Origin of the sequence: Citrobacter sp. BIDMC107, assembly GCF_001037575.1 — a bacterium.
GTDB classification, from domain to species: Bacteria; Pseudomonadota; Gammaproteobacteria; order Enterobacterales; family Enterobacteriaceae; genus Citrobacter; species Citrobacter freundii.
Genome location: NZ_KQ089849.1, coordinates 400,111 through 421,798, shown reverse-complemented (window position 1 = coordinate 421,798; position 21,688 = coordinate 400,111). Strand labels below are relative to the sequence as shown.

Here is a 21,688-nt window from a genome sequence, read left to right as displayed (position 1 = left end):
CAGGTAAACTTAAAGGTGTGCGAATGCCGTTTTTGCTAACTGCGCAAAGTAATGTGCGGCAGGTTCAATTAAACGCTCGTCCGGATTAAATCCCGGGTGATGTAATCCGTATTCACTGGCGCTACCAATACTGACAAATGCGCCTGGTGTATTTTGCAGGTAGACGGCAAAATCCTCCCCGCCCATATGCAGGTCGGCATGGTGAGTGGTGTAGCCTGACTGTTTCGCCACCGTGGTGGCGATATCGGCCCAACGCGCATCTTTCACCAACGCGGTCGGCCCCGCATGCCAGATAACGTCTATTTGTGCGCCAAAGGCATGGGCAAATCCGGCAGCGATGTCATTAACCCGTGCTTTAACCTGCTGCTGTACCTGAGTCCGGTGCGTTCTGAGCGTCCCTTCCAGTTCAACGGACTCTGGCAGTACGTTCCATGTATTTCCTCCCTGAATACGGGTCACGCTGAGTACCACCGAATCCAGCGTGTTAACGTCGCGACTGGCAACGCTTTGCAACACGGTGACCAACTGGCTGGCAAGCAGGATGGCATCTTTGCCTTCATGCGGACGCGCCGCATGTGCTCCCTTGCCATTTATACGCAGCACAAAGCGATCGACATTGGCATAGAACGCACCGCCGCGTGTGGCAAATTCGCCCACTGGCAAACCGGGCTCATTGTGCATACCAAAAATAGCCGCTACGTTTTGCAACGCACCGGCGCGGATCAACGTTTTTGCGCCGCCGAAACTCTCTTCAGCTGGTTGAAACAAAATACGTACTCGCCCCGGTAAGGTTGTTTCCTGTTGTTTAAGCAGCAGTGCTGCACCAAGCATCACGCTGGTATGGACGTCATGCCCGCAGGCATGCATCACGCCCGGTGTGAGGGAGCGAAACGGAACATCGGCGCTTTCTTCTATCGGTAGCGCATCGATATCCGCCCGCAGCGCGATGACATCTTCTCCCTTGCCGATTTCCGCGACCAGACCGGTTTTCAGCTCGAACGGCAGAATGTCGACATCCGCAGCGTGCAACCAGGCCTGAATGCGCCCGGTGGTTGCTTCCTCCTGCAGGGAAAGCTCCGGGTGCTGATGTAATTCGCGACGCCAGTTGATAAGCGTTGAGCTGAGGGTCATCAGAGCACCTCCACGGCATTATGGACTTGTGCCAACAAACGCAGCGATGTCAGACGTGCGTGGCCCTCCGCCACTGGCGTGTCGATAATAAACTCATCAATACCAAATTGCGTATGCAGAGCATTCAGCTTTACCATCACCTCTTGAGCGGTGCCGTGTAACAACGCCAGTTCACGACGCGCGATTTTGCGTGGCGAACTCCCCGCCTGTACGGCGAATGCCAGGGCTTGCTCTTCACTGGCGACTGTAACGCGTTGACCATTTTCTAGCTCAACGCCCCAGATTTGCACGTTTTCCGCCAGTTGCGCAGCGGTATCGTGACTGTCAGCCACAATCACCTGAACGGCGACTATCGTCGGGCGGTCGCTGTGGGTCTGCCAGAAGGACAAAACCTCACGTAATAACGCTTTGTCACCGTTGAGGTGCGCAGCGAAGATAAAATTCCAGTCGGATTGCGCTGCTAACTGTGCGCTTTGCACACTGGCTCCGAGTACAAATCCTTCTGGCGGTATTGGTGGGATTGGCGTCGGGAATACCGTTTCCCCGCTTTCCGTTCCGTTCAGCGCCAGCCAGCCGTTAAGCTGAGAAAGCTGATCGGCAAAACTGCCTTTTTCTTCCTGATGCAGTCCATGCTGTAACGCCTGAGTCGACAACGGTAACCCGCCAGGGGCCTTCCCTACGCCGAGATCGACACGTCCAGGAGCCAGTGATGCCAGAAGATTGAAGTTTTCCGCCACTTTGTACGGGCTGTAATGTTGCAGCATCACGCCGCCGGAACCAACGCGGATACGCTGGGTTTGCCCGAGGATCCAGGCGATCACCAGCTCCGGCGATGGACTGGCCAGCTGTGGCGTATTATGGTGTTCCGCGATCCAGAAACGATGGTACCCCCACTCTTCCGCCAGTTGCGCCAGGCGCAACGTCCGGGAAAGCGCAGTCGCGGCAGTTTCACCTTCCCCGATGGGGCTTTTATCCAGAATACTCAGGCGATATGACATGTTACGAGCCTATGTTTGTTAACATGTCTTTATTATTAATTTATCAAATAGCCATACTGAAACATTTAATTCACATTTACTCAGCTAAAAAGTAGATAACAAACCCTGCAGCAGTCAGGGTTAAAATTTGGATCGCCCTGTACCGCTAAACTGAAAAACACCCGCAATTAATAGCCTACAAAATATAATAGGGTCGTTGATATCACGGTAATAACATCAAAATCTTTTCATGCCAGTTTTCTTTTTTCGAAATGGTTTTTTAGCGCAATTTACGTTAAGTCAGTTTAAACGACTTGTAACGTTATGCGCTTGTATTAATTGTTTCACTTTTATGACGCGGGATGAATGATTTACATGGAAATTTTTATTTTAACTACTTCCACAGAAATGATGATTAGTAGAGAATGCAACGTTTCTTATTAAAACGGTTGAAAACAGATTTCTAATATCCCCCGATTTTATTGCGGGGATTTTTGTATGGATTATACATAGCATCATGGGACCTCTATGAAAAGTAACATGCCCGTTACACAAATTGAGCACGCACTTAACGATAAAGCGACGCTGCTTTCTACGACGGATAAAGAAAGTCATATTACCTACGCCAACTCCGCATTTATTGATGCCAGCGGATTTAACGAACAGCAATTAATGGGCGAACCGCATAATATTATTCGCCATCCTGATATGCCTCCCGCGGCGTTCGCCGATATGTGGTACACGCTACAGCAGGGAGACAGCTGGACGGGAATGGTGAAAAACCGTCGGCAGAATGGCGACCATTACTGGGTTCGCGCCAACGTTACACCGGTCTGGCACAATGAAAAGCTCACTGGCTACATTTCAGTGCGTACCGTTCCTTCGCGCGATGAAATAACTCAAAGCGAAAGTTTATATCAAAAAATTAATAACCAGCAGTTTAAAGGGTTTCGACTTTTTAAAGGCATTATCATTCGCCGCGGCATATTGTCATGGGCATCAATGTTTAAATGGCTGAGCATTAGCCAGCGCGTCAATTATTCTTTAGGGGTAATCGCCCTGCTCGCTGTGCTATTTCTTTTTGCTCCTGTTAATCCATTTATTCAGGCGGGAGGGTTGCTGTTCTTATTTCTGATGTTTGCTATTTACCTTAAGTATCAGATTTGTCAGCCAGTTAATACGCTACTGACGCAAATGAAGAAAGTGGTATCCGGGAGAAAACCTGATAACTGTCATTTAAATCGGGTGGATGAGATCGGAATGCTGATGCGTCTGGTTAATCAGTCCGGGCTTAATCTGAATTCACTGGTCGATGATGTCAGTACGCAAATATCCGGTATTCGCGCTATCAGTCAGCGAGTATCAAAAGAAGGTACGGCACTGCATAAGCGTTCCGAAGAAACCTCCGCCGACCTGCAACAAACCGCTGCCGCCATTGAAGAAATTGGTAGCGCGGTACAGCAAACTGCTGAGACTGCGGCACATACTATGACCATGGCCGATAAAACCAGCGCCAATGCGGCAGAAGGCGGCGATATCATGAAACAAACTATCGCCATGATGCAGGCGATATCGCGTGACAACGGGCAGATCGTCGACATCATCGGCGTCATTGATAGTATCGCCTTTCAGACCAATATTCTGGCGCTCAATGCCGCGGTCGAGGCCGCGCGAGCCGGAGAGTCAGGACGCGGTTTCGCCGTTGTGGCGGCAGAGGTCCGTAATCTGGCACAACACTCAGCGTCTGCAGCAAAAGAGATCAAACAGTTGATTGAGAAGAACGTCGCCAACGTGAATAGCGGCGTCAAAATGGTAGAACAAACGGAGACGCATCTTACCGGAATGATTGGCGATGTCCTGCAGATGTCGATGATGATCAAAGATATTAGTCTGGCGACGCGTGAGCAAACCCTGGCGCTGGATCTGATTAACGATTCGATTTCACGCGTAGGCACCATGACACACAATAATGCCGAGATGGTAGAGCGTGTCACCGATGCTACCGCCGATCTGACTCAACGTTCATCGCGCTTACAGCAGGCCGTTCAGGTCTTTGGCGTATCAGCATAACCTTACGGCGCTTATCGGGTGAATGTCTCGATAAGCGCACTCCTCTCCAGGTATTTACGCCCTTTTCTTTTATTGGCTGAATCGAGGCCACACCGCGCCAGTGCAGGCTGTACAAAAATGCTGAATTCTTGTTATCGGGGCTTTGCGGAACCGAACAATTGAATGTAGGATGCTCGGCCGGCAGTTTTCCCCCGTAACACAATGAAGGGTAAGGCTGTTTTCGCCGCAGCAGGTGCGGCAAAAAGGATTTGTATTTTTGTCAGGTCAACAGGAAAAGTAATGAACACAAACAACACGCAAGCCGCGGAACAACATGCGGCGAAACGACGCTGGTTGAATGCCCACGAAGAGGGGTATCACAAAGCGATGGGAAATCGACAGGTACAGATGATCGCCATTGGCGGCGCAATTGGTACCGGGTTGTTTTTAGGGGCTGGCGCACGCTTGCAGATGGCTGGTCCTGCTTTGGCGCTGGTTTATTTGGTGTGCGGTATTTTTTCGTTCTTTATACTGCGCGCGCTTGGCGAACTGGTTTTACATCGCCCTTCCAGCGGCAGCTTTGTCTCCTATGCCCGTGAATTTTTAGGTGAGAAAGCCGCCTATGTGGCTGGCTGGATGTACTTTATCAACTGGGCGATGACCGGCATTGTCGATATCACCGCGGTGGCGTTGTATATGCATTACTGGGGCGCATTTGGTGATGTACCGCAGTGGGTATTCGCCCTCGGCGCGCTGGCCATTGTCGGCACCATGAACATGATCGGCGTGAAGTGGTTCGCGGAGATGGAGTTTTGGTTTGCACTGGTCAAAGTGTTGGCGATTGTGATTTTCCTGGTGGTGGGTACCGTCTTTTTAGGCACTGGAAAGCCATTGGATGGTAACGCCACGGGTTTTCACCTGATCACCGACAACGGTGGATTCTTCCCACATGGCTTGCTGCCGGCGCTGGTACTGGTTCAGGGGGTGGTTTTCGCGTTTGCCTCCATTGAACTGGTGGGCACCGCTGCTGGAGAATGCAAAGATCCACAAACCATGGTGCCGAAAGCGATCAATAGCGTTATCTGGCGTATTGGTCTGTTCTATGTGGGTTCTGTCGTGCTGCTGGTTCTGTTACTGCCGTGGAATGCCTATCAGGCAGGGCAAAGCCCGTTTGTTACCTTCTTCTCCAAACTGGGCGTGCCGTATATCGGCAGTATCATGAATATTGTGGTGCTCACCGCGGCGCTTTCCAGCCTTAACTCTGGGCTGTACTGCACCGGACGTATTTTACGTTCCATGTCGATGGGCGGATCGGCGCCGAAATTCATGGCTAAAATGAGCCGCCAACAGGTACCCTGGGCGGGGATCCTCGCCACGCTGGTCGTCTATGTCGTCGGGGTATTTCTTAACTATCTGGTGCCGTCGCAGGTGTTTGAGATCGTGTTGAACTTCGCGTCGTTGGGCATTATTGCGTCGTGGGGCTTTATCATGGTCTGTCAGATGCGTCTGCGCCGGGCCATAAAAGAAGGTAAAACGGCAGACGTTAGCTTTAAACTGCCGGGCGCTCCGTTTACCTCGTGGCTAACCCTGGTGTTCCTGTTGAGCGTGCTGGTGTTGATGGCGTTTGACTATCCAAACGGCACCTACACTATCGCGTCATTACCGTTGATTGCCATCCTGCTGGTTGCAGGCTGGTTCGGCGTGCGTAAGCGCGTCGCGGAAATCCACCGCACCGCGCCGTAATGGCTGAAGGCCTGACAGGTTAACCCTTCAGGCCCTCTTTTTTAGTTCGCTTCAATCAACTGCGCTACATCGTTGCTGTTAATTTCCCGCGCGTTTCCATCCTGATCGGTATAACTGGTCATTCCCGTATCTTTATCCACTTTTGGCTTACCCTGGGTGGTAATGGTTTGTCCGCTTTTGGTCGTCATGACGTAATCAGTGGTGCATCCTGCCAGGGTAAACAGCATTACGCCTGCACAAAGACAGATAAATGGCTTTTTCATGGTATTCCCGTGTTATTCAGTTAGCCGTTGAGGGCGTAGTGTAAGTCCCTGAAGTGGGTCGGGCTACTGGCGGGGTGTAACGAGGCGTATCGTGGGGTTTAGAGAAATGACAGGAGGGGTTTCCCCCTCCTGATTTTTTACAGCGCAATACGAATAACATCGTCCGGCTGGGTAGCTTCCTGCTCACGGGTAGATTTCTGTTTCACGCTGACGTACAGGATTTTACCATCGGCAGAGAGTGCCAGGCTATTCGGGAATGTTGGGGTCTCGAATGTTTTGACGACTTTATAGCTTTTCGCGTCGATCACACTCACTTTACCGGCCTGGCGATGAGTCACGTAGGCTTCATTACGCGTCGGGTTGAACAGCACGGCAAGGGATTCCGGCGCGGCGACTTTTGCCAGTACGTTGCCGTTACGGGTGTCGATTACCAGCACTTCCGCCGCTTTAGAGTCGGTGACAAATGCACGGTTGCCCGCTGTGTCCAGGCTCAGGTTGATAAAGAAATGCTCTTTCCCATCATCCAGCAGTTTTTTGCGACTGAGAATTTTGTTGGTGGTGGTATCGATGGTAATGAATTCACCGTCCGCATTGGCGGTGTACAGGCGCTTAGCCTTGCTGTCGACCGCCAGAGCGGTGCTCATTTTGCCGGTATTTTGAATGGTGTCCTTCAGTTTAATGGCATCACCGTCCACCACCCAAATCACGCTCTCTTTACCAATACCGCTAATGTATACCGTGTTAGTGGCGTCATCTGCGGCCAGCTCACGCGGCTGCAGCGGGCGAACATCTTCAGAACGCTTACGCGCATCCAGCACCAGACGTCCTTTCACCGCGCCCGTTTTAGCATCCATCGCCGTTACCGCGCTATTTACCGTGTTGCCGAACCACAGCGTTTGCGTGGCGTTATTGATGGTGGCACCAAACGGTTTGAGATCGTTATGAATCACCTGAGTCACTTCGAGGGTGACCGGGTCAAGGCGGTAAACCACCCCGCCGGTATCCAGTTTGCGGCTCTGTGAGGTCGCCAGCCACAGCGCGTTCTCTTGTTGGCTGTACGCCATTTCATAAGCGCCTTTACCGACGGCTTTGCGCAGCAGTTCTTCTGCAGCCTGCGTAGTAAAAGATGATGCAACGAGCAGTGAACCTAACAGTAAAGAACCACGCAGACGCGGTGAAAACAGATGACGTAAAGACATGACGACTCCCTTTGATAAATTCGTTTGTTACTGCTTCACATAGCTTCAATGAGCAAAATCATGGTTTTGCCTTTTTAAGAATGAGAATAGTAATCATTATTTATCTCAATGTGGAGTATTTATTTGCTTTCGGGTTGTAACCTTCTCATTTTCTCCATGAATAATCGCTTTTCATCCAGATAACGTCATTGGCATTTTACCAGACCTACATTTCGTACGAAGCAGGCCTGGTTACAGACATTCACCGTCTTCCACTCTTACGCATCAATCCTCAGCAAGACGAATAACTACCTTGCCGAAGTTTTTGCCGGTCAGCAGACCGATAAAGATTTGTGGCGCATTTTCCAGGCCGTCGGTCACCTGCTCGCGGTAGTGGATTTTGTCCTCTTTAAGCCAGCGCCCCATCTCCCGCTGAAACTCCTGAATGCGGTGACCATAATCCTGACCAATGATAAAACCCTGCATCCGGATACGCTTTTTCAGCAGGGTTGCCATTAACAGCGGTAATCTGTCAGGTCCGGTCGGAAGCGACGTTGCGTTATAACCACTGACCAGGCCACAAAGCGGAATCCGCGCAGAAGTATTGAGCAATGGCAGAACGGCATCAAATACTTTTCCGCCGACGTTTTCATAATAAATATCAATTCCTTGCGGGCAGGCTTTTGCCAGTTGTTGCGCAAAATCTTGTGCGTGGTGATCGAGGCAAACATCAAAGCCCAGCACCTCTGTGGCATGTCGGCATTTCTCTGCCCCACCAGCCACACCTATTACCCGACAGCCTTTAAGCTTACCGATCTGTCCAACCGTTGCGCCAACCGGCCCGGTTGCGGCGGCTACCACCAGCGTTTCTCCCGCTTTCGGCTGACCGATATCCAGCAGGCCCATATAAGCGGTAAACCCCGGCATACCCATAACACCCAGCGCCCAGGAGGGATGTTCGGGATGAGCGCCAAGCTTCACCAGTCCGTTACCGTCGGAGATGTCATAGTCCTGCCAACCGCTGTAGCTCAATACCCATTCGCCTGGCTGGTAGTCCGGATGGCGGGATGACACCACGCGACTTACGGTACCACCCACCATAACACCACCAATCTCTACTGGTGGTGAGTAAGATGGCTCATCGCTCATGCGGCCACGCATGTAGGGATCGAGGGAAAGATAAACAGTGCGCAGCAAAACCTGGCCTTCGCCCGGGGATGCCACCTCATCTTCTTCAAGACGGAAGTTCTCTGGGACTGGCGCGCCATGTGGACGGGAAGCCAGTACCCAGCGACGGTTACGATTAGTCTGTTGACCCATGATGTGCTCCTCTGCTTTTGGCATGAATCCATCAATAGTAGCAGTCTGCGCCTGCTATTTAGCTGACGACGTGGTTTAACCGCACAACCAGGTAAACGCAGGGTTTCGCGGTTTCATTGATAAACCGACAGTCATTCGGCGGGCCAAGTTCCAGGCAATCACCTGCCTGCATTTCATGGCGTATGTCCCCTTCCACAAAAACTAATTCCCCCTGCTGTAACCAGATAAGTTGTCTGGCCTGCACATAGGAAGAAGCTGGCATCGGGATATCACTTCCGGCGGGTAATTCAATCTGCACCAGATCGATAGGTAGATCGCTGCGCGGTGAAACATGGCGGCGCAGATAGTGGCTTTGCGGGTCGTGCCAGACGGGCTGGTCAGCGAAGCGCAGCAGCTTGCCCTCCTGCATTTCAGCCCGCGCAATCAGGGTAGACATGCTGATGCCAAACGCACCGGAAAGTCTACCCAGCAGCGTCGCCGTTGGACTACTCTCGCCGCGTTCTATTTTATGGATCATGGCTCGCGACACGCCCGCGCGCTCGGCAAGTTCCGTGAGTGACCAACCGCGAGATTCCCGCTCAATGCGAATTCTTGCACTGATCCGTTGATTTATGCTGTCTTCAATAGTATTCATATTGTAATACTATAGTGAACAAGCCCTGAGGTTCAACATGTCAATTCGATTTGCTAGCAAAGAAGACTGCGCCGCCATTGCAGAAATCTACAACCATGCGGTACTGCATACGGCGGCTATCTGGAATGATCAAACGGTCGATGCCGAAAACCGTATTTCCTGGTATGAATCCAGACAATTGATGGGGTATCCGGTACTGGTGAGTGAAGAGAATGGCGTGGTTACGGGATACGCCTCCTTTGGCGACTGGCGTAACTTTGATGGCTTCCGCCATACCGTTGAACATTCGGTGTATGTCCATCCAGAACATCAGGGAAAAGGACTCGGACGAGCACTACTCAGCAGACTGATAGACGAAGCCCGCGCATGCGGCAAGCATGTAATGGTGGCAGGTATTGAGTCTCAGAATCAGGCATCACTGCATCTGCACAGCTTGCTGGGCTTTAAAACCACCGCGCAAATGCCACAGGTTGGAACCAAATTTGGGCGGTGGCTGGATCTGACCTTCATGCAGTTGCAGTTAGACGATCGCCGCGAACCGGATGCCCTTAGATGAACCAGACGCTGACCCTCTCCTTTCTGATTGCCGCTGGTATTGGTCTGGTGGTGCAAAATACCTTGATGGTACGCATCACGCAGACGTCCTCGACGATCCTTATCGCCATGTTACTTAACTCGCTGGTCGGGATCGTGCTGTTTGTCAGCATATTGTGGTTTAAGCAAGGTTTAGCAGGGTTTGGTGAATTGGTTTCCAGCATACGCTGGTGGACACTCATCCCCGGCTTGTTGGGATCGTTCTTTGTTTTCGCCAGCATTAGTGGATATCAAAATGTAGGCGCTGCCACGACGATTGCGGTACTGGTTGCCAGCCAGCTTATCGGGGGACTGATACTGGATATTCTACGTAGTCACGGCGTGCCTCTACGGGCGCTGATGGGCCCAATCTGTGGCGCGGTAATGTTGGTGGTCGGGGCATGGCTGGTGGCGAGACGTTCGTTTTAATTGTGCTTATCCGACCTACAGAACGCGCCTGTAGGCCGGATAAGATCCGGCGAGGAAATATCAAAGAATAGTGCCGCCTTTGGTCAACTGTTCGCGACGGGCTTCCATATCTTCTTTATGCTGACGGCCATGATGGGCGATAGCCGTACGCAAACGCTGTTGCTGGGTATAGCGGTCTTCCCGGCTCAACGCGACATCATCGCTGAGCTCAATCAGCAATTCATTCATATGCGTAATGACGCTCTCCTCAATGGCGGCATCAACACGTGCGCTGACCTCATCCAGATGCGACATAACCTCTCCTTAACTCATTAATTTAATTTTGCTTTTGAAAAATCACTGCCCATCAGGCTAACGCTGTATCCGCTGACGTTGCTACGCGTAGCGTAGAACGTTTTACCGTTTGCCAGGGCTATCCAAGGAGCCTGCTGGTAGAAAATCTCTTGTGACTGCTGGTAAAGCGCGGCGCGCTCTTCCGGTTTGCTCACCAGTTTCGCCTTTTCAACCAGCGAATTATACTCTTTATCGCACCAGCGCGCGGCGTTAGATCCGGTTTTTATGCTGTCGCAGCCCAGCAGCACATCCGCGAAGTTATCCGGATCGCCGTTGTCTGACATCCAACCAAACAACGCGGTGTCATGCTCACCTTTACGCATTCCGGAGAGATATTCACCCCACTCATACGATACAATTTTCGCCTTCACGCCCACCTTTGCCCAGTCGCTCTGGATCATCTCGGCAATCCGTCGGGAGTTCGGGTTGTATGGGCGCTGGACCGGCATTGACCACAGCGTCGCTTCAAAGCCATTTTCCAGCCCAGCCTGCTTCAGTAGGTCTTTCGCTTTTTGCGGGTCGTAAGCGTAATCCTGCAGATCTTTATTGAACCCCAGCATATTCGGTGGGATCGGCGATTTTGCCACCGTACCAGAACCTAAAAAGACAGCGTTAATAATGGCCTTTTTGTCCGTTGCGTAGTTCAAAGCCTGACGCACCAGTACGTTATCAAACGGTTTTTTCTCGGTATTAAACGCCAGATATCCAACGTTCAGCGCGTCAACCGAATGCAGCGTCAAATCTTTATTCTTTTTAATCTCGTCAAACTGTACGGGCGCAGGTGCTGGGATTATTTGGCATTCATTGGTTTGCAGTTTTGCCAGCCGCGTCTGGACGTTTGGCGTGATTGAGAAGATCAGGTGTTTCGTTGGAACGGCGCCATCCCAGTAGTTAGGGTTGGCAAGATAGCGGATTTGCGAGTCCTGCTTGTACTGCTGCAGCACGTAAGGCCCGGTGCCAATAGGCCAGTTGTCGACGTTTTCCGGTGTACCTTTTTTCAGCATCGCGTCGGCATATTCCGCAGAGAGAATCGAGGCAAAATCCATTCCCCAGTCGGCAAGAAACGCAGCATTAGGTTCATTCAGGACAAACTGAACGTGATAATCATCGAGCTTCTTAACTTCTTTAATCAGTTTATCCAGACCGACATCGTTAAAGTATTCATAGCTTCCCTGAGAAACCTTGTGATACGGATGATCGGCATCCTTCTGCCGTAATACCGAGAAAATCACGTCGTCAGCGTTGAAGTCGCGGGTCGGTTTAAAGAATTTATTACTGTTGAATTTCACGCCTTGACGCAGGGTAAAGGTGTAAGTCTTACCGTCGGGAGAAATCGTCCAGTCCGTTGCCAGAGATGGTACCGGGGTATTCTTTACCGGATCAAAGTTGATGAGTCGGTTGTAGAGCACTTGTGAACTGGCCACAAATGAGGGACCGGAACTGGCAATTTGCGGGTTAAATGACTCCGGCGATGCTTCAGAACAATAGATGATGGTGTCAGTATTGGCCGCGAACGCAACGCCTGACGGTATGACGGTGCTGAGAGCCAGCGCGAGTAACGTTTTCCTTGCAATCATGGTTATAAGCCTTCTTATTTTATTATTAACCGAGATATCAGAGCATAGCTGACAAAAACTGACCAATAACAAATCACTATCAGGTTATTCTAATCAGGTGTATTTCGCTGAATAATTCATCACCCTAAGCGAATTAATTTCCCTTAAGTCTTTTTCAAAACGTCAAGATTTTTCCCGGCACTCTATGCCATGAAAATTAGCCCCTTTTTGCCTCTCTTTCTCCGTTTGCTCGTTTTTATAAAACGTAAAGTAGATACGTGAAGAAGTCTAAGGGGTAACAACGTGGCAAAAACTCTCTTGCGCAGCGGCAATTTGGATGACTATCAGGCCGTGGGCGGCGGTGGTCAGGCCGTGTTTGATTCAGCATTGCAAATTCGTGAAACGCTTCGTCTGCGTAAACAGCAGGCGATGGTGGATTGTTTGGCGATCCCACAAATTAACGACAACGGCGATCGGGTTGACTGGTATTCCCCGATAGAAGGGAAAGCCGTGGCGTGGAAAGCCGCTGATGAAGAAGCACGTTTTCGTGCGCTGCGCTATCTGGGAAGCACGCTGGAAAATGCGGCGGCTTTGAGCCGTAAAAGCCTGCAGTCGGGAAAAACCTCCCTACAGCTGTTTGGCTCTCTGCTCGAAAAAGCCATCCAGTTTCCCGGTGAAAACCACGTGTTTCTGGTTGATGGCAAACCCGTTATTACGTTCTGGGGCTTCGTCAATCTGAATGAAAATCCCCGCGACGATGTGCTCGATTGCCTGCGACTTGCCGATATTCCTCCTGTCGTTACCGTAGCAGAGCCGGAACAGGAAGAAGAAATCCCCCCGGAAATCACCTTCGCCGAGGCTGATGCGCCTTTATTGACGCCAGTCGTCGAGCTGGCTAAACCGGCTGAACCTGAACCTGAACCTGAACCACAGCCACCGGTTATAGTTAACGAACCGGAGGTTACACCGCCGCTGGCACAAGAGAAACCTGCGCGCCGCCTGCCTCTGTGGAGCCTGCCCGTTGCCGCAGTCATCATTGCCGCCATCGTTGGGCCGCTGCTGTGGAAGCAACAGACCACCCAGCCCGTACCCGCAGCCGCCGCTGTTGAAGTCGTTAAGATTGATATGGCACCGCTGCCAGCACTGGCATCTGCTCTGCCTTTGCATCGTGCTGAAGTGACTCCAGCTGCGAAGAAAGAGAAACCTGTAGAAGGACCGGTGGTGATCGCCGCGATTCCAAAAGATGCGCTGGTGATGGATGCCAATCAGATGAAGGCAGGAACGACGCGTTTCCTCAATGGTAACTGGCGCGTCCTGGTCGATGTTAAAGATCCGGTGAGCGGCAAAGCGCCGTCGCTGCGCTATCAGATCCAGGCTAATAAAGGCACTGCTCGCGTGGTTCATGGTGACAATATTGTTTGTCGTGCCGAGATTTTCTCCGGTTTGCACCAGTCGGGTGAATTAATGATTAAGAGTCGCGGCAATGCCCGTTGTACAGACGGGTCACGTTATCCGATGCCTGAAATTACCTGCAAAGCGGGAACCAACGACGTCGCCGCCTGTACCGCGCGTTATGACGATCACGCGGAAATCCCTCTGACAATCAAAAAGATAGGTGCCTGATTCTATGTTGGTGAATCTGTGTGATTACAAGCAGAGCGTGACGCTCATCGCCAATAGCGGTGTTCAATTCCTGGATTTTGGCCTGACGCCGCAGGAATCTGCACACCATGGCCGCTTTGTGCGCAAAACGGCAAACGGTCCCCTGCTACGGCTGGATTTCGATCTGGCAACGGGTCGCTATACCTTGCCTGGCAGCACTGGCGGTCAGCCCGAAGTGGTGAAGCCGGAAAGTACCCAGACGCTGCATTATTCGCTGGATGTCCTCGACGGTGTCTGGCTGCCGCTGCCGTTTCTGCGCTTTAACCCACCGCGCACGTTTGTTGAAGGCCCGGATAACTGGGCGCGCGTGCAGGTACGAAAACTGGCGCAACCCGACAGCGCGGGCAACACCCACCGCGTTACCGTGGCGCTGGATAGCCAGCTCACTGAAAATGCCCCTGCAGCGTTAACGCCTAATGAGAACGACCTGCTCAACGGGACACGATTCGCGCTGGCCTGGCATGACAATGAAATTGCTGATTTCCTTGACCAGACCTGGATTGACGGCTGGTTGCGCGAATCTTTTATGCACCATGTCACCCAACATGAGAATCGCTCAGAACAAGAGATCCAACTGGCGCTGCGTAACTTTGAATACCAGGCGCACTGGCTGAATGTGCTGACTCTGTTAGGCGAGCAGCTTTCTGTCCCGGAAGTGAAACTGGTTACGCATACCCTTAGCACACCCGCTATTCCCGTCGATCTTATTTTAGATATCGGTAATACCCATACCTGTGGCGTCCTGATTGAAGATCACGGGGATGCCAATGACGGGCTGCGTCAGACCGCTGAATTGCAGGTCCGTTCGTTAAGCGAGCCGCAGTTCCTCAACGATCCGCTGTTCACCAGCCGGCTGGAGTTTTCCGAAGCGCGCTTTGGTAAGCAGCATTTTTCCGTTGAGAGCGGGCGTGATGACGCCTTTATCTGGCCGTCGATTGTGCGTGTGGGTGATGAAGCCCGTAAGCTGGCAATGCAGCGTATGGGCACCGAGGGCAATAGTGGGATCTCCAGCCCGCGCCGTTATCTGTGGGATGAAACGCCGGTGTTACATGACTGGCGCTTTAGCCAGATGAATGGAAAAACCCAGCGCGAACCGCTGGCTACCGCCTTCCCACTGATGAACCTGATGAACGATGACGGGCAACCGCTGTTCAGCCTGCCGCAGGACGATCGTCTGCCGGTATTCTCACCGCAATACAGCCGCAGTACGCTGATGACGCATATGTTATGCGAAATACTGGCCCAGGCGCTGGGGCAAATTAACAGCGTAGCGACGCGTTTGCGCCTCGGATTCCCGGCATCTCCTCGTCAGTTACGGACGCTGATCCTGACCCTACCGTCGGCGATGCCCAAACAGGAACGCGAGATTTTCCGCCTGCGCATGTTTGAAGCTATTGCCCTGGTCTGGAAAGCAATGGGCTGGCACCCGCAGGATGAAGACTTCACTACCCGTAAACAGCAGGAAAAGAGTGTGGTTCCCGTACCTGAAATTCAGATGGAATGGGATGAAGCCAGCTGCGGGCAACTGGTGTGGCTGTATAACGAGGCTATCTCTCACTACGATGGCCACACCGAATCATTCTTTAACGCCCTTGCCCGCCCGGACCGTTTGCCGGAACCCGGTGAGACTAAAGGCCGTGCGCTGCGCGTGGCATCGATCGACATTGGCGGCGGGACAACGGATATGGCCGTCGTCCATTATCAGCTTGATGACGGCGTCGGCGCGAACGTTAAAATTACTCCGCATTTGCTGTTCCGTGAGGGTTTTAAGGTGGCAGGCGATGACATGCTTCTGGACGTGATTCAGCGTTGCGTGTTGCCTGCGCTGCAAACCCGCTTACAACAGGCTGGCGTGACCGATGCCGCTGCATTACTGGCCACGCTGTTTGGCGATTCCGGTCGCATCGATACCCAGGCGATTTTGCGTCAACAAACGGCATTGCAGCTCTTTATGCCGCTCGGTCATGCGGTACTCAGTGCCTGGGAACAAAGCGATATTAACGATCCGGTCGCTGGTCTGCATGCCACATTCGGAGAACTCCTGAGCCAACGACCAACGCGCAACGTGATGAACTACATCCAGCAGGCTATCGACCATGCGTTGCCAGCAGGTTCGCCAGCGTTTGATGTTCTGAGCGTGCCGTTGCAGGTACAGTTCAGGCAGTTACAAGAAGCTCTGTTAGCGGGGCAATTTACCCTGACTTCCCCGCTGCACGCGGTTTGTGAGGCTATTTCACATTATCGCTGCGATATTTTATTAGTGACCGGCAGGCCCGCCTGTTTACCGGGCGTGCAGGCGTTGATCCGCCATCTGCAACCTGTTCCGGTTAACCGTATGATCTGGATGGATAACTACCGCGTGCATGAGTGGTATCCGTTCAGCCAACAAGGGCGGATTGGTAATCCCAAATCCACCGCGGCAGTCGGCGCCATGCTGTGCAGCCTGGCGCTGGATTTGCGTTTGCCGCGTTTTAACTTTAAAGCTGCCGATATCGGCGCTTACTCGACCGTACGTTATCTTGGCGTACTGGATAACACGGTCAATACCCTGCGCGATGAGAACATCTGGTATCACGATATTGATCTGGATAAACCCGGTGCGAAGCTGGATGCCCGGTTGCACTTCCCGTTACGTGGCAACGTGACGTTAGGATTCCGGCAACTGGCAAACAGCCGCTGGCCTGCCACGCCGCTGTATACGCTCAGCATAAATTCCGCCGAACTGGCAAAAACCATCGCCGGAGATGGCGTGTTGAATGTACGGCTGCAGCTACGCGGCGGCAGCAAAGAAAGTGGCCCAGAATTCTTCGTCCTGAGCGATGCCTGGTTACAGGATGGCACCCCCGTTGCCGCCAATGCCTTAACGTTAAAACTGAATACGCTGGCAGACCGTCGCCATAGCGGAAGCCATTACTGGATCGATAGCGGGAGCGTGTACCTGAAATGAGTAAGATGTTTAATACCGCGCAGGCCGCCATCGAGTGGGTGGTAGATACCCGTCAACGTGCGGCGCGTCTTGATGATGAAGCGGATGCCCTGCTGGCACAGCTTACGCTAGCCGCAGTGAGTGAATCTGCGCTGGAGACAACCTTTTCATCGCAAGGATGTATAGGGTTATACGGACATTCACAATCGGCAAAAGCACATCTGCTTGCGGCATTGTGCAGCAATGCCACTGGCAAAGTGAATATTGTTACCCCGGATCGCAGCTTTGATTATTTCTCGCATATTAATCCTGGCCATGCGCCAACCAATATGGCGATCCGCTTTACGCGCGATGAAAATCCGCATGATAGCGAATGGCCGTTGCGTCTGCGGTTACTCAGTGAAGCGGAACTGGTACAGCTATTTATCGCCCAGTTCAGCGCGCTCCCGGATAACCGGCAGGTCGAGAAATCGATTATTGAGGCGCGCCTGGAAAAATGGCAAACGCTGCGTCAGCGTCACCCTGTGCCGGGCATTACCGCACATGATGTTGCGGCAATCGGTCGTTTCTGGCGCTCCTGCGTACCGGCAAACCAGCAGCAAATTGACGATGCGCTATGGCACCAGTTTGCCACGTTGCTGCCCGCACTGGATCTGACTACCCGGGCAAACGCCTGGGCACTACTGTGGGGAGAACAACCAGAGCTGACGCAGCAGTGGCTGACTCTGGCGCACACGTTGCAACAAACCGGACACGCGCAAGAATTAGCGGCCCCGCTGAGTCTGCTGGTTGATCATTTTGGTTTACCTGCCGAAAGTTTCCTGACCCAGGTGGCATTAACAGGCAATAATGAGGCGCAAAGCGATGTGGTGGTTCATCCGATTGAAAATCATCAGTTGCTCAATGCAGTTAGCCTTTCTTTGTCGTCACTGGCGCTGCTCACGCGCGAACTGATCCTGACTGTTGAAGACGCAGTGCTGGAGAATGTCGATCTGCTCGATATTCCCCTCGCCCCGGATACTCATCCGCATCCACTGTGGCAGGCAAAATTAGGCTGGATGCTGGAACATTATCGCCAGCACCTGCAACCGGATGTGCTCTTAATCTGCAACGCTGTCTCTACCCGCGCCCAGACGCCCGCCATCACCTGCAAGCTATTGGGCTGGGTTAACGATACTCAACCCGTCCACGACGCCGCATTGCCAGGCGTGGTCTGGGCCATTACCCCGCAGGATGCGCGTTTTAGTACCCAGCAAAATCTTGACGAATCCGTGCAGCAATTAATGGGCAAACCCGGACTGCACTGGGGCACGCTGCAGGCGCTGGATAAACACAGCTTACAACGCCTCGTCGAATGGTTGACTCAGGCAACCTCACCACAGCAGCGCCAGGCCAGGCTGACCTCCCTGCGAGAACAGCACCAGCAGCGCGTACGCGAAACCCTAATCGGCTGGATTAATCCCGTTGAGACCGAATCAGCAAGCAATGAGTCAGTGATCCGCCAGCTACAGGCTCAGGCGGCAAAGCATGGCGAACTGCTGGATGGTTTGCTCCCGCCGATGCGCATTTTTGAGTCGCTGCTGCGTATTCAGCAACCGCGCGAGGAGCAGGTAAGTGGTTTATTTAATGAAGAGATTGACCTGTTTGCCGAGGTGCGTGACACAATGCACTCACCGGAAAGCCAGGAGACCGGATATCAGGCTCACAAAATGTGGATTAACCACGTGCGCCAGTGGTGTCGCGATGAAAATAATGCCCGCCGTTTACGACTCGATCCCCGTACGTTAAGGCAGGTTGCCGACATCCTCGTCACCACCAGCTATCGCCTGGAGATGCCGCAACGCTTACAGCGCATTATGCAGCGCGAAAACGTCTGTGCCGCGCAGCTATACGCCGATATCGGTGATTTTATTACCTGGCTTGGATTTGCCGACGTTGCTGAGGATCAGCGCCCTGCCAGCAGGATCCAGAAAGGATCGGCTATTTTTAGCGCGCCGAAGCAACAGCCGATGTTACGCCTGACGAAGCTGGATGAACAACCTTCGCACGGCGCAAGCCGCTACGTATACGACTGGCTGGTCGCTTTGTATACCCGTGCGAATGAGAACGTGGGGTATCAGCATCCACAGGATGTCAGCGAAGTCGACAAAAAGCGATTGGATGCCCTGCTTTCCGCCTGAAGCGGCGTTTACGCCGTCATCAGAAGAGAGAGAACATTAACGCGACGGGAAAACTCATCGGCCAGGTCGCACCGACTAATACCGCGCTGAGAAAGCGAATTCGCTTTTTATCGCGGGAAAGAAACCAGGTGATGATTGCCGTGATAACGGCCATCACCGCATAAAAAACCAACATTTTTTGGTACAGAGACATGTAAGGCATCCGGGCCGAAAGGTGAAATCGCGCGCAATATGCTCTTTTTCATGACCCACATCAAGTTTTATTAATTAATTTAAGAAAAGTGGCTGTAAAACAACCCATTTTCATTATGTTCAGAATTCGTACTATTGCGGATAGTTATAACCCGTACTATACCCATATGGGTTAAAACGAAAGGTGGCACAAATGAATGTTTCCAGTAAAACGGTGGTGCTGATAAATATATTTGCTGCTGTAGGACTTTTCAGTCTGATTTCCGCAAGGTTCGGCTGGTTTGCTTGATGTGGTTCTTGTTTGATTAATTGCAGCGTCCGTTGGCAGAGAGGGACTTCTCTCTGCCATTAGTGCACGATCTTCCCACTCTCCCGCCGCCGGGTAAATTATCCTTAGTATGTAATGTCCCTAATCCTTCTGCGGCATTATATTGCCCGAATAACGGCTCGGCGTTGTGCCGGTATGTTGATGGAAGAACGCGATAAAAGCGCTGTCGCTGACAAACTCCAGATATTGCGCCACCTGGCTAATAGGGCATCCATCCGCCAGCATCTCCATGGCTTTTAGCAACCTGAATTGCTGCCGCCAGTTCTGATAATTCATCCCGGTATCCCGGGTAAATATTCGACCGATTGTTCTCTCACATGCCCCAACCCGTCGGGACAATTGATTCAGTCGCGGTGGGAGTTCGCCCATACGTAATCCCTCTAGCCACACGTTCAACCGCGGATCTGAGGGAAACTGCAACGTCCAGTTTTCACTGCGGGCGGCGCGTATTTCCTCACAAAAAACGGTGATGAGGCTGGCCTGCTTCGCGGCTGGCATATCCCATGGCCAGAAAGACATACGTTCTATCACCTCAAAAAAGAGAGGGTTAACGTCGACTATCTGCAGCGGTAAATCAGATAACGGCAACGTGGTTGAGAAGTACAAAGAACGATAAGCCATCACGCCGCGCATTATGGCGCGATGTACCGTACCGGCTGGGATCCAGACCGCACGACGTGGCGGTAGCAGACACAACGCCTGTTCCAGCTCAATCGTAATGCTTCCCGCTGCCGAATAAAGTAGCTGATGACGAAGATGGCTGTGCCGTCCTGAATCGTGTACGCCCATCTCGGAAGCAATCCCGATTACCGGTTTATCAAAGCTGTCCGCATCAAAAGCATCATCTGGGGCAATTTTCATCTTCTGTCCGATATCTGACATTTATAGTCCTGATAATGGTAACGCGACATTTTCCTTTCAGCAATAATGCCCACCTGTTTTCTGTTTCTCTGGATATTGCTATGAACACATTTCATCGACCGCCGCTGTGGCTTCTCACATTCCTGATTATGTTTCCACAACTGGTGGAAACCATTTACAGCCCGGCATTGCCAGGTATTGCGACGTCTTATCACGTCAGCAGTGAGCGCGCGGCTCAAACACTCTCCGTTTATTTTGTTGCCTTCGCCGTCGGCGTGGCGATGTGGGGATGGCTGAGCGACTGCATCGGGCGACGCCGGGCGATGATGGCTGGACTCCTGTGCTACGCCACGGGTTCCCTCATGGCCGTTGTTGCCACTGATTTCAGCGTTCTGCTGCTGGCACGGATGGTCTCGGCCATTGGAGCTGCTGCCGGATCTGTAGTGGTACAGACCATGCTAAGGGACAGCTATGAATCAACTGCGCTATCCCGCGTCTTTTCTGTGATGGGTGCCGCGTTGGCATTGAGTCCGGTTTTCGGTCTGCTAAGCGGAGGATGGTTGGTCAGTTTGTATGGTCATACCGGGGTATTTATTGCCCTTGTGCTGCTGGCGCTGCTACTGCTGATGCTGACCGTGACCATGCTGCCAGAAACCCGGCCCGAACATACGCTCAGACCAAGGCTTGCTGCGCTACTCTCCCGCATGGCGCGTGACTATGAGCTGTGGAAAAACGCCATACTGGTTGCTCTACTGAACACCATGCTGTTTAGCTATTACAGCCTGGCGCCGTTTCTTTTTGGGCAATTGGGATGGAGCTCCAGAGCCTTTGGCTTGACGGGGTTGCTACTTGCGTTTGCTTCTCTGTCGGGTAGCCTGCTGAACCAAAGACTGTTAACGACAGGTCTGACGCCGGAACAACTGGTACGTTATGCCTGTGCGCTGGCAGCGTTGTCAGGTCTCGTAGCGTGGTGCTTACAGCACTCTGCGTGGATCCTGATTCCGGTGTTCGGCGTGGTGATTGCCTATGGTATCGCCATTCCCAATGTGCTGAGTCAGGCGCTGCGTCATTATCGTGAACAGGCCGGAGCCGCGGGGGCATTGTTTGGATTAAGCTATTACCTGTTGCTGGGAATGATGCTGGGATTTGCAGGCATGGTGCAACAACTGGGGCTAGTTCTGAGCGTCTGTGCCCTACTCGCCTGGCTTTGCAGCCTGGGCCGCAGATAAACCCGATGGCGCTCCTGAAAGCACAAAGCCCCGGCAATATGCTGGGGCTTTATTTTATCAATTAGCCTGACCTCGCGGATATTTCCAACTTACCGCCGTCCGATGGCGACGAGGCCAGTGGCGC

Annotated in this window: 19 protein-coding genes; 9 read left to right on the top strand and 10 right to left on the bottom strand. The window is 52.4% G+C overall.

The annotated features are described in order from the left end of the window. Positions 1–9: 9 nt before the first annotated feature. Both SK39_RS22875 and SK39_RS22870 read right to left on the bottom strand, forming a co-directional pair. Positions 10–1,131 (bottom strand): amidohydrolase, encoded by a 1,122-nt coding sequence (locus SK39_RS22875; RefSeq protein ID WP_048217553.1) that lies wholly within the window; start codon positions 1,129–1,131, stop codon positions 10–12. Then, positions 1,131–2,129: an MsnO8 family LLM class oxidoreductase gene (locus SK39_RS22870; protein WP_048217552.1), complete on the bottom strand. Its 999-nt coding sequence runs from the start codon at positions 2,127–2,129 to the stop codon at positions 1,131–1,133. Before SK39_RS22870 ends, SK39_RS22875 begins: the two co-directional genes overlap by 1 nt. Before the next feature lie 507 nt (positions 2,130–2,636). On the opposite strand from SK39_RS22870, the gene SK39_RS22865 reads away from it, so the two are divergent. Together SK39_RS22865 and ansP are read left to right on the top strand one after the other, a co-directional pair. Beyond that, positions 2,637–4,178 (top strand): methyl-accepting chemotaxis protein, encoded by a 1,542-nt coding sequence (locus SK39_RS22865; RefSeq protein WP_048217551.1) that lies wholly within the window; start codon positions 2,637–2,639, stop codon positions 4,176–4,178. 279 nt (positions 4,179–4,457) lie between these two features. Beyond that, the gene (gene ansP / locus SK39_RS22860; RefSeq protein WP_003843715.1) at positions 4,458–5,900 is read left to right on the top strand and encodes an L-asparagine permease; all 1,443 of its coding nucleotides are present in this window, start codon (positions 4,458–4,460) and stop codon (positions 5,898–5,900) included. A 41-nt stretch (positions 5,901–5,941) separates the two neighbouring features. Here the strand turns inward: ansP and SK39_RS22855 are convergent, their stop codons facing one another. From SK39_RS22855 to SK39_RS22840, 4 genes are all read right to left on the bottom strand, one after another. Further along, entirely contained in the window at positions 5,942–6,163 is a 222-nt protein-coding gene (locus SK39_RS22855; RefSeq protein ID WP_048217550.1) for a YgdI/YgdR family lipoprotein, read from the bottom strand. A 137-nt stretch (positions 6,164–6,300) separates the two neighbouring features. Then, positions 6,301–7,362, bottom strand: coding sequence for a 7-bladed beta-propeller protein YncE (gene yncE, locus SK39_RS22850; RefSeq protein WP_044710801.1), 1,062 nt, complete (start codon positions 7,360–7,362; stop codon positions 6,301–6,303). Between the two features lie 264 nt (positions 7,363–7,626). Next, on the bottom strand, positions 7,627–8,661 hold the full coding sequence (locus tag SK39_RS22845; RefSeq protein ID WP_046670711.1) for an NADP-dependent oxidoreductase: 1,035 nt from the start codon (positions 8,659–8,661) through the stop codon (positions 7,627–7,629). 58 nt (positions 8,662–8,719) lie between these two features. Continuing rightward, the gene (locus SK39_RS22840; RefSeq protein ID WP_003020168.1) at positions 8,720–9,295 is read right to left on the bottom strand and encodes a helix-turn-helix domain-containing protein; all 576 of its coding nucleotides are present in this window, start codon (positions 9,293–9,295) and stop codon (positions 8,720–8,722) included. 37 nt (positions 9,296–9,332) lie between these two features. On the opposite strand from SK39_RS22840, the gene SK39_RS22835 reads away from it, so the two are divergent. Both SK39_RS22835 and SK39_RS22830 read left to right on the top strand, forming a co-directional pair. Then, on the top strand, positions 9,333–9,851 hold the full coding sequence (locus SK39_RS22835) for a GNAT family N-acetyltransferase (RefSeq protein WP_003836165.1): 519 nt from the start codon (positions 9,333–9,335) through the stop codon (positions 9,849–9,851). After that, positions 9,848–10,297 (top strand): DMT family transporter, encoded by a 450-nt coding sequence (locus SK39_RS22830; protein WP_048217549.1) that lies wholly within the window; start codon positions 9,848–9,850, stop codon positions 10,295–10,297. Before SK39_RS22835 ends, SK39_RS22830 begins: the two co-directional genes overlap by 4 nt. A 60-nt stretch (positions 10,298–10,357) precedes the next feature. Here SK39_RS22830 and SK39_RS22825 read toward each other — a convergent pair whose 3' ends face one another. Both SK39_RS22825 and SK39_RS22820 read right to left on the bottom strand, forming a co-directional pair. Further along, entirely contained in the window at positions 10,358–10,591 is a 234-nt protein-coding gene (locus SK39_RS22825) for a YdcY family protein (RefSeq protein WP_003020183.1), read from the bottom strand. A gap of 17 nt (positions 10,592–10,608) precedes the next feature. After that, positions 10,609–12,207 (bottom strand): ABC transporter substrate-binding protein, encoded by a 1,599-nt coding sequence (locus SK39_RS22820; RefSeq protein WP_003836160.1) that lies wholly within the window; start codon positions 12,205–12,207, stop codon positions 10,609–10,611. A 282-nt stretch (positions 12,208–12,489) separates the two neighbouring features. On the opposite strand from SK39_RS22820, the gene SK39_RS22815 reads away from it, so the two are divergent. Genes SK39_RS22815 through SK39_RS22805 form a run of 3 tightly spaced genes read left to right on the top strand, consistent with a single transcriptional unit; the run spans position 12,490 to position 18,954 of the window. Beyond that, a complete protein-coding gene (locus tag SK39_RS22815; protein ID WP_048217548.1) occupies positions 12,490–13,809 on the top strand; it encodes an SrfA family protein in 1,320 nt (439 codons plus the stop codon). A 4-nt stretch (positions 13,810–13,813) separates the two neighbouring features. After that, positions 13,814–16,795, top strand: coding sequence for a virulence factor SrfB (locus SK39_RS22810; protein ID WP_032935685.1), 2,982 nt, complete (start codon positions 13,814–13,816; stop codon positions 16,793–16,795). After that, positions 16,792–18,954: a virulence factor SrfC family protein gene (locus SK39_RS22805; protein WP_048217547.1), complete on the top strand. Its 2,163-nt coding sequence runs from the start codon at positions 16,792–16,794 to the stop codon at positions 18,952–18,954. The genes SK39_RS22810 and SK39_RS22805 overlap by 4 nt, the downstream gene beginning before the upstream one ends. A 19-nt stretch (positions 18,955–18,973) precedes the next feature. On the opposite strand, the gene SK39_RS26480 is transcribed toward SK39_RS22805, so the two are convergent. Beyond that, positions 18,974–19,147, bottom strand: coding sequence for a GhoT/OrtT family toxin (locus SK39_RS26480; RefSeq protein ID WP_003020198.1), 174 nt, complete (start codon positions 19,145–19,147; stop codon positions 18,974–18,976). Between the two features lie 192 nt (positions 19,148–19,339). Between SK39_RS26480 and yncL the strand changes: the two genes are divergently transcribed. Further along, positions 19,340–19,435 (top strand): stress response membrane protein YncL, encoded by a 96-nt coding sequence (yncL, locus tag SK39_RS26475; RefSeq protein ID WP_071524268.1) that lies wholly within the window; start codon positions 19,340–19,342, stop codon positions 19,433–19,435. A 120-nt stretch (positions 19,436–19,555) separates the two neighbouring features. Here the strand turns inward: yncL and SK39_RS22800 are convergent, their stop codons facing one another. After that, on the bottom strand, positions 19,556–20,335 hold the full coding sequence (locus SK39_RS22800; protein WP_048217571.1) for an AraC family transcriptional regulator: 780 nt from the start codon (positions 20,333–20,335) through the stop codon (positions 19,556–19,558). A gap of 101 nt (positions 20,336–20,436) precedes the next feature. On the opposite strand from SK39_RS22800, the gene SK39_RS22795 reads away from it, so the two are divergent. Further along, positions 20,437–21,564, top strand: coding sequence for a multidrug effflux MFS transporter (locus SK39_RS22795; protein WP_016150278.1), 1,128 nt, complete (start codon positions 20,437–20,439; stop codon positions 21,562–21,564). Positions 21,565–21,688: the final 124 nt, after the last annotated feature.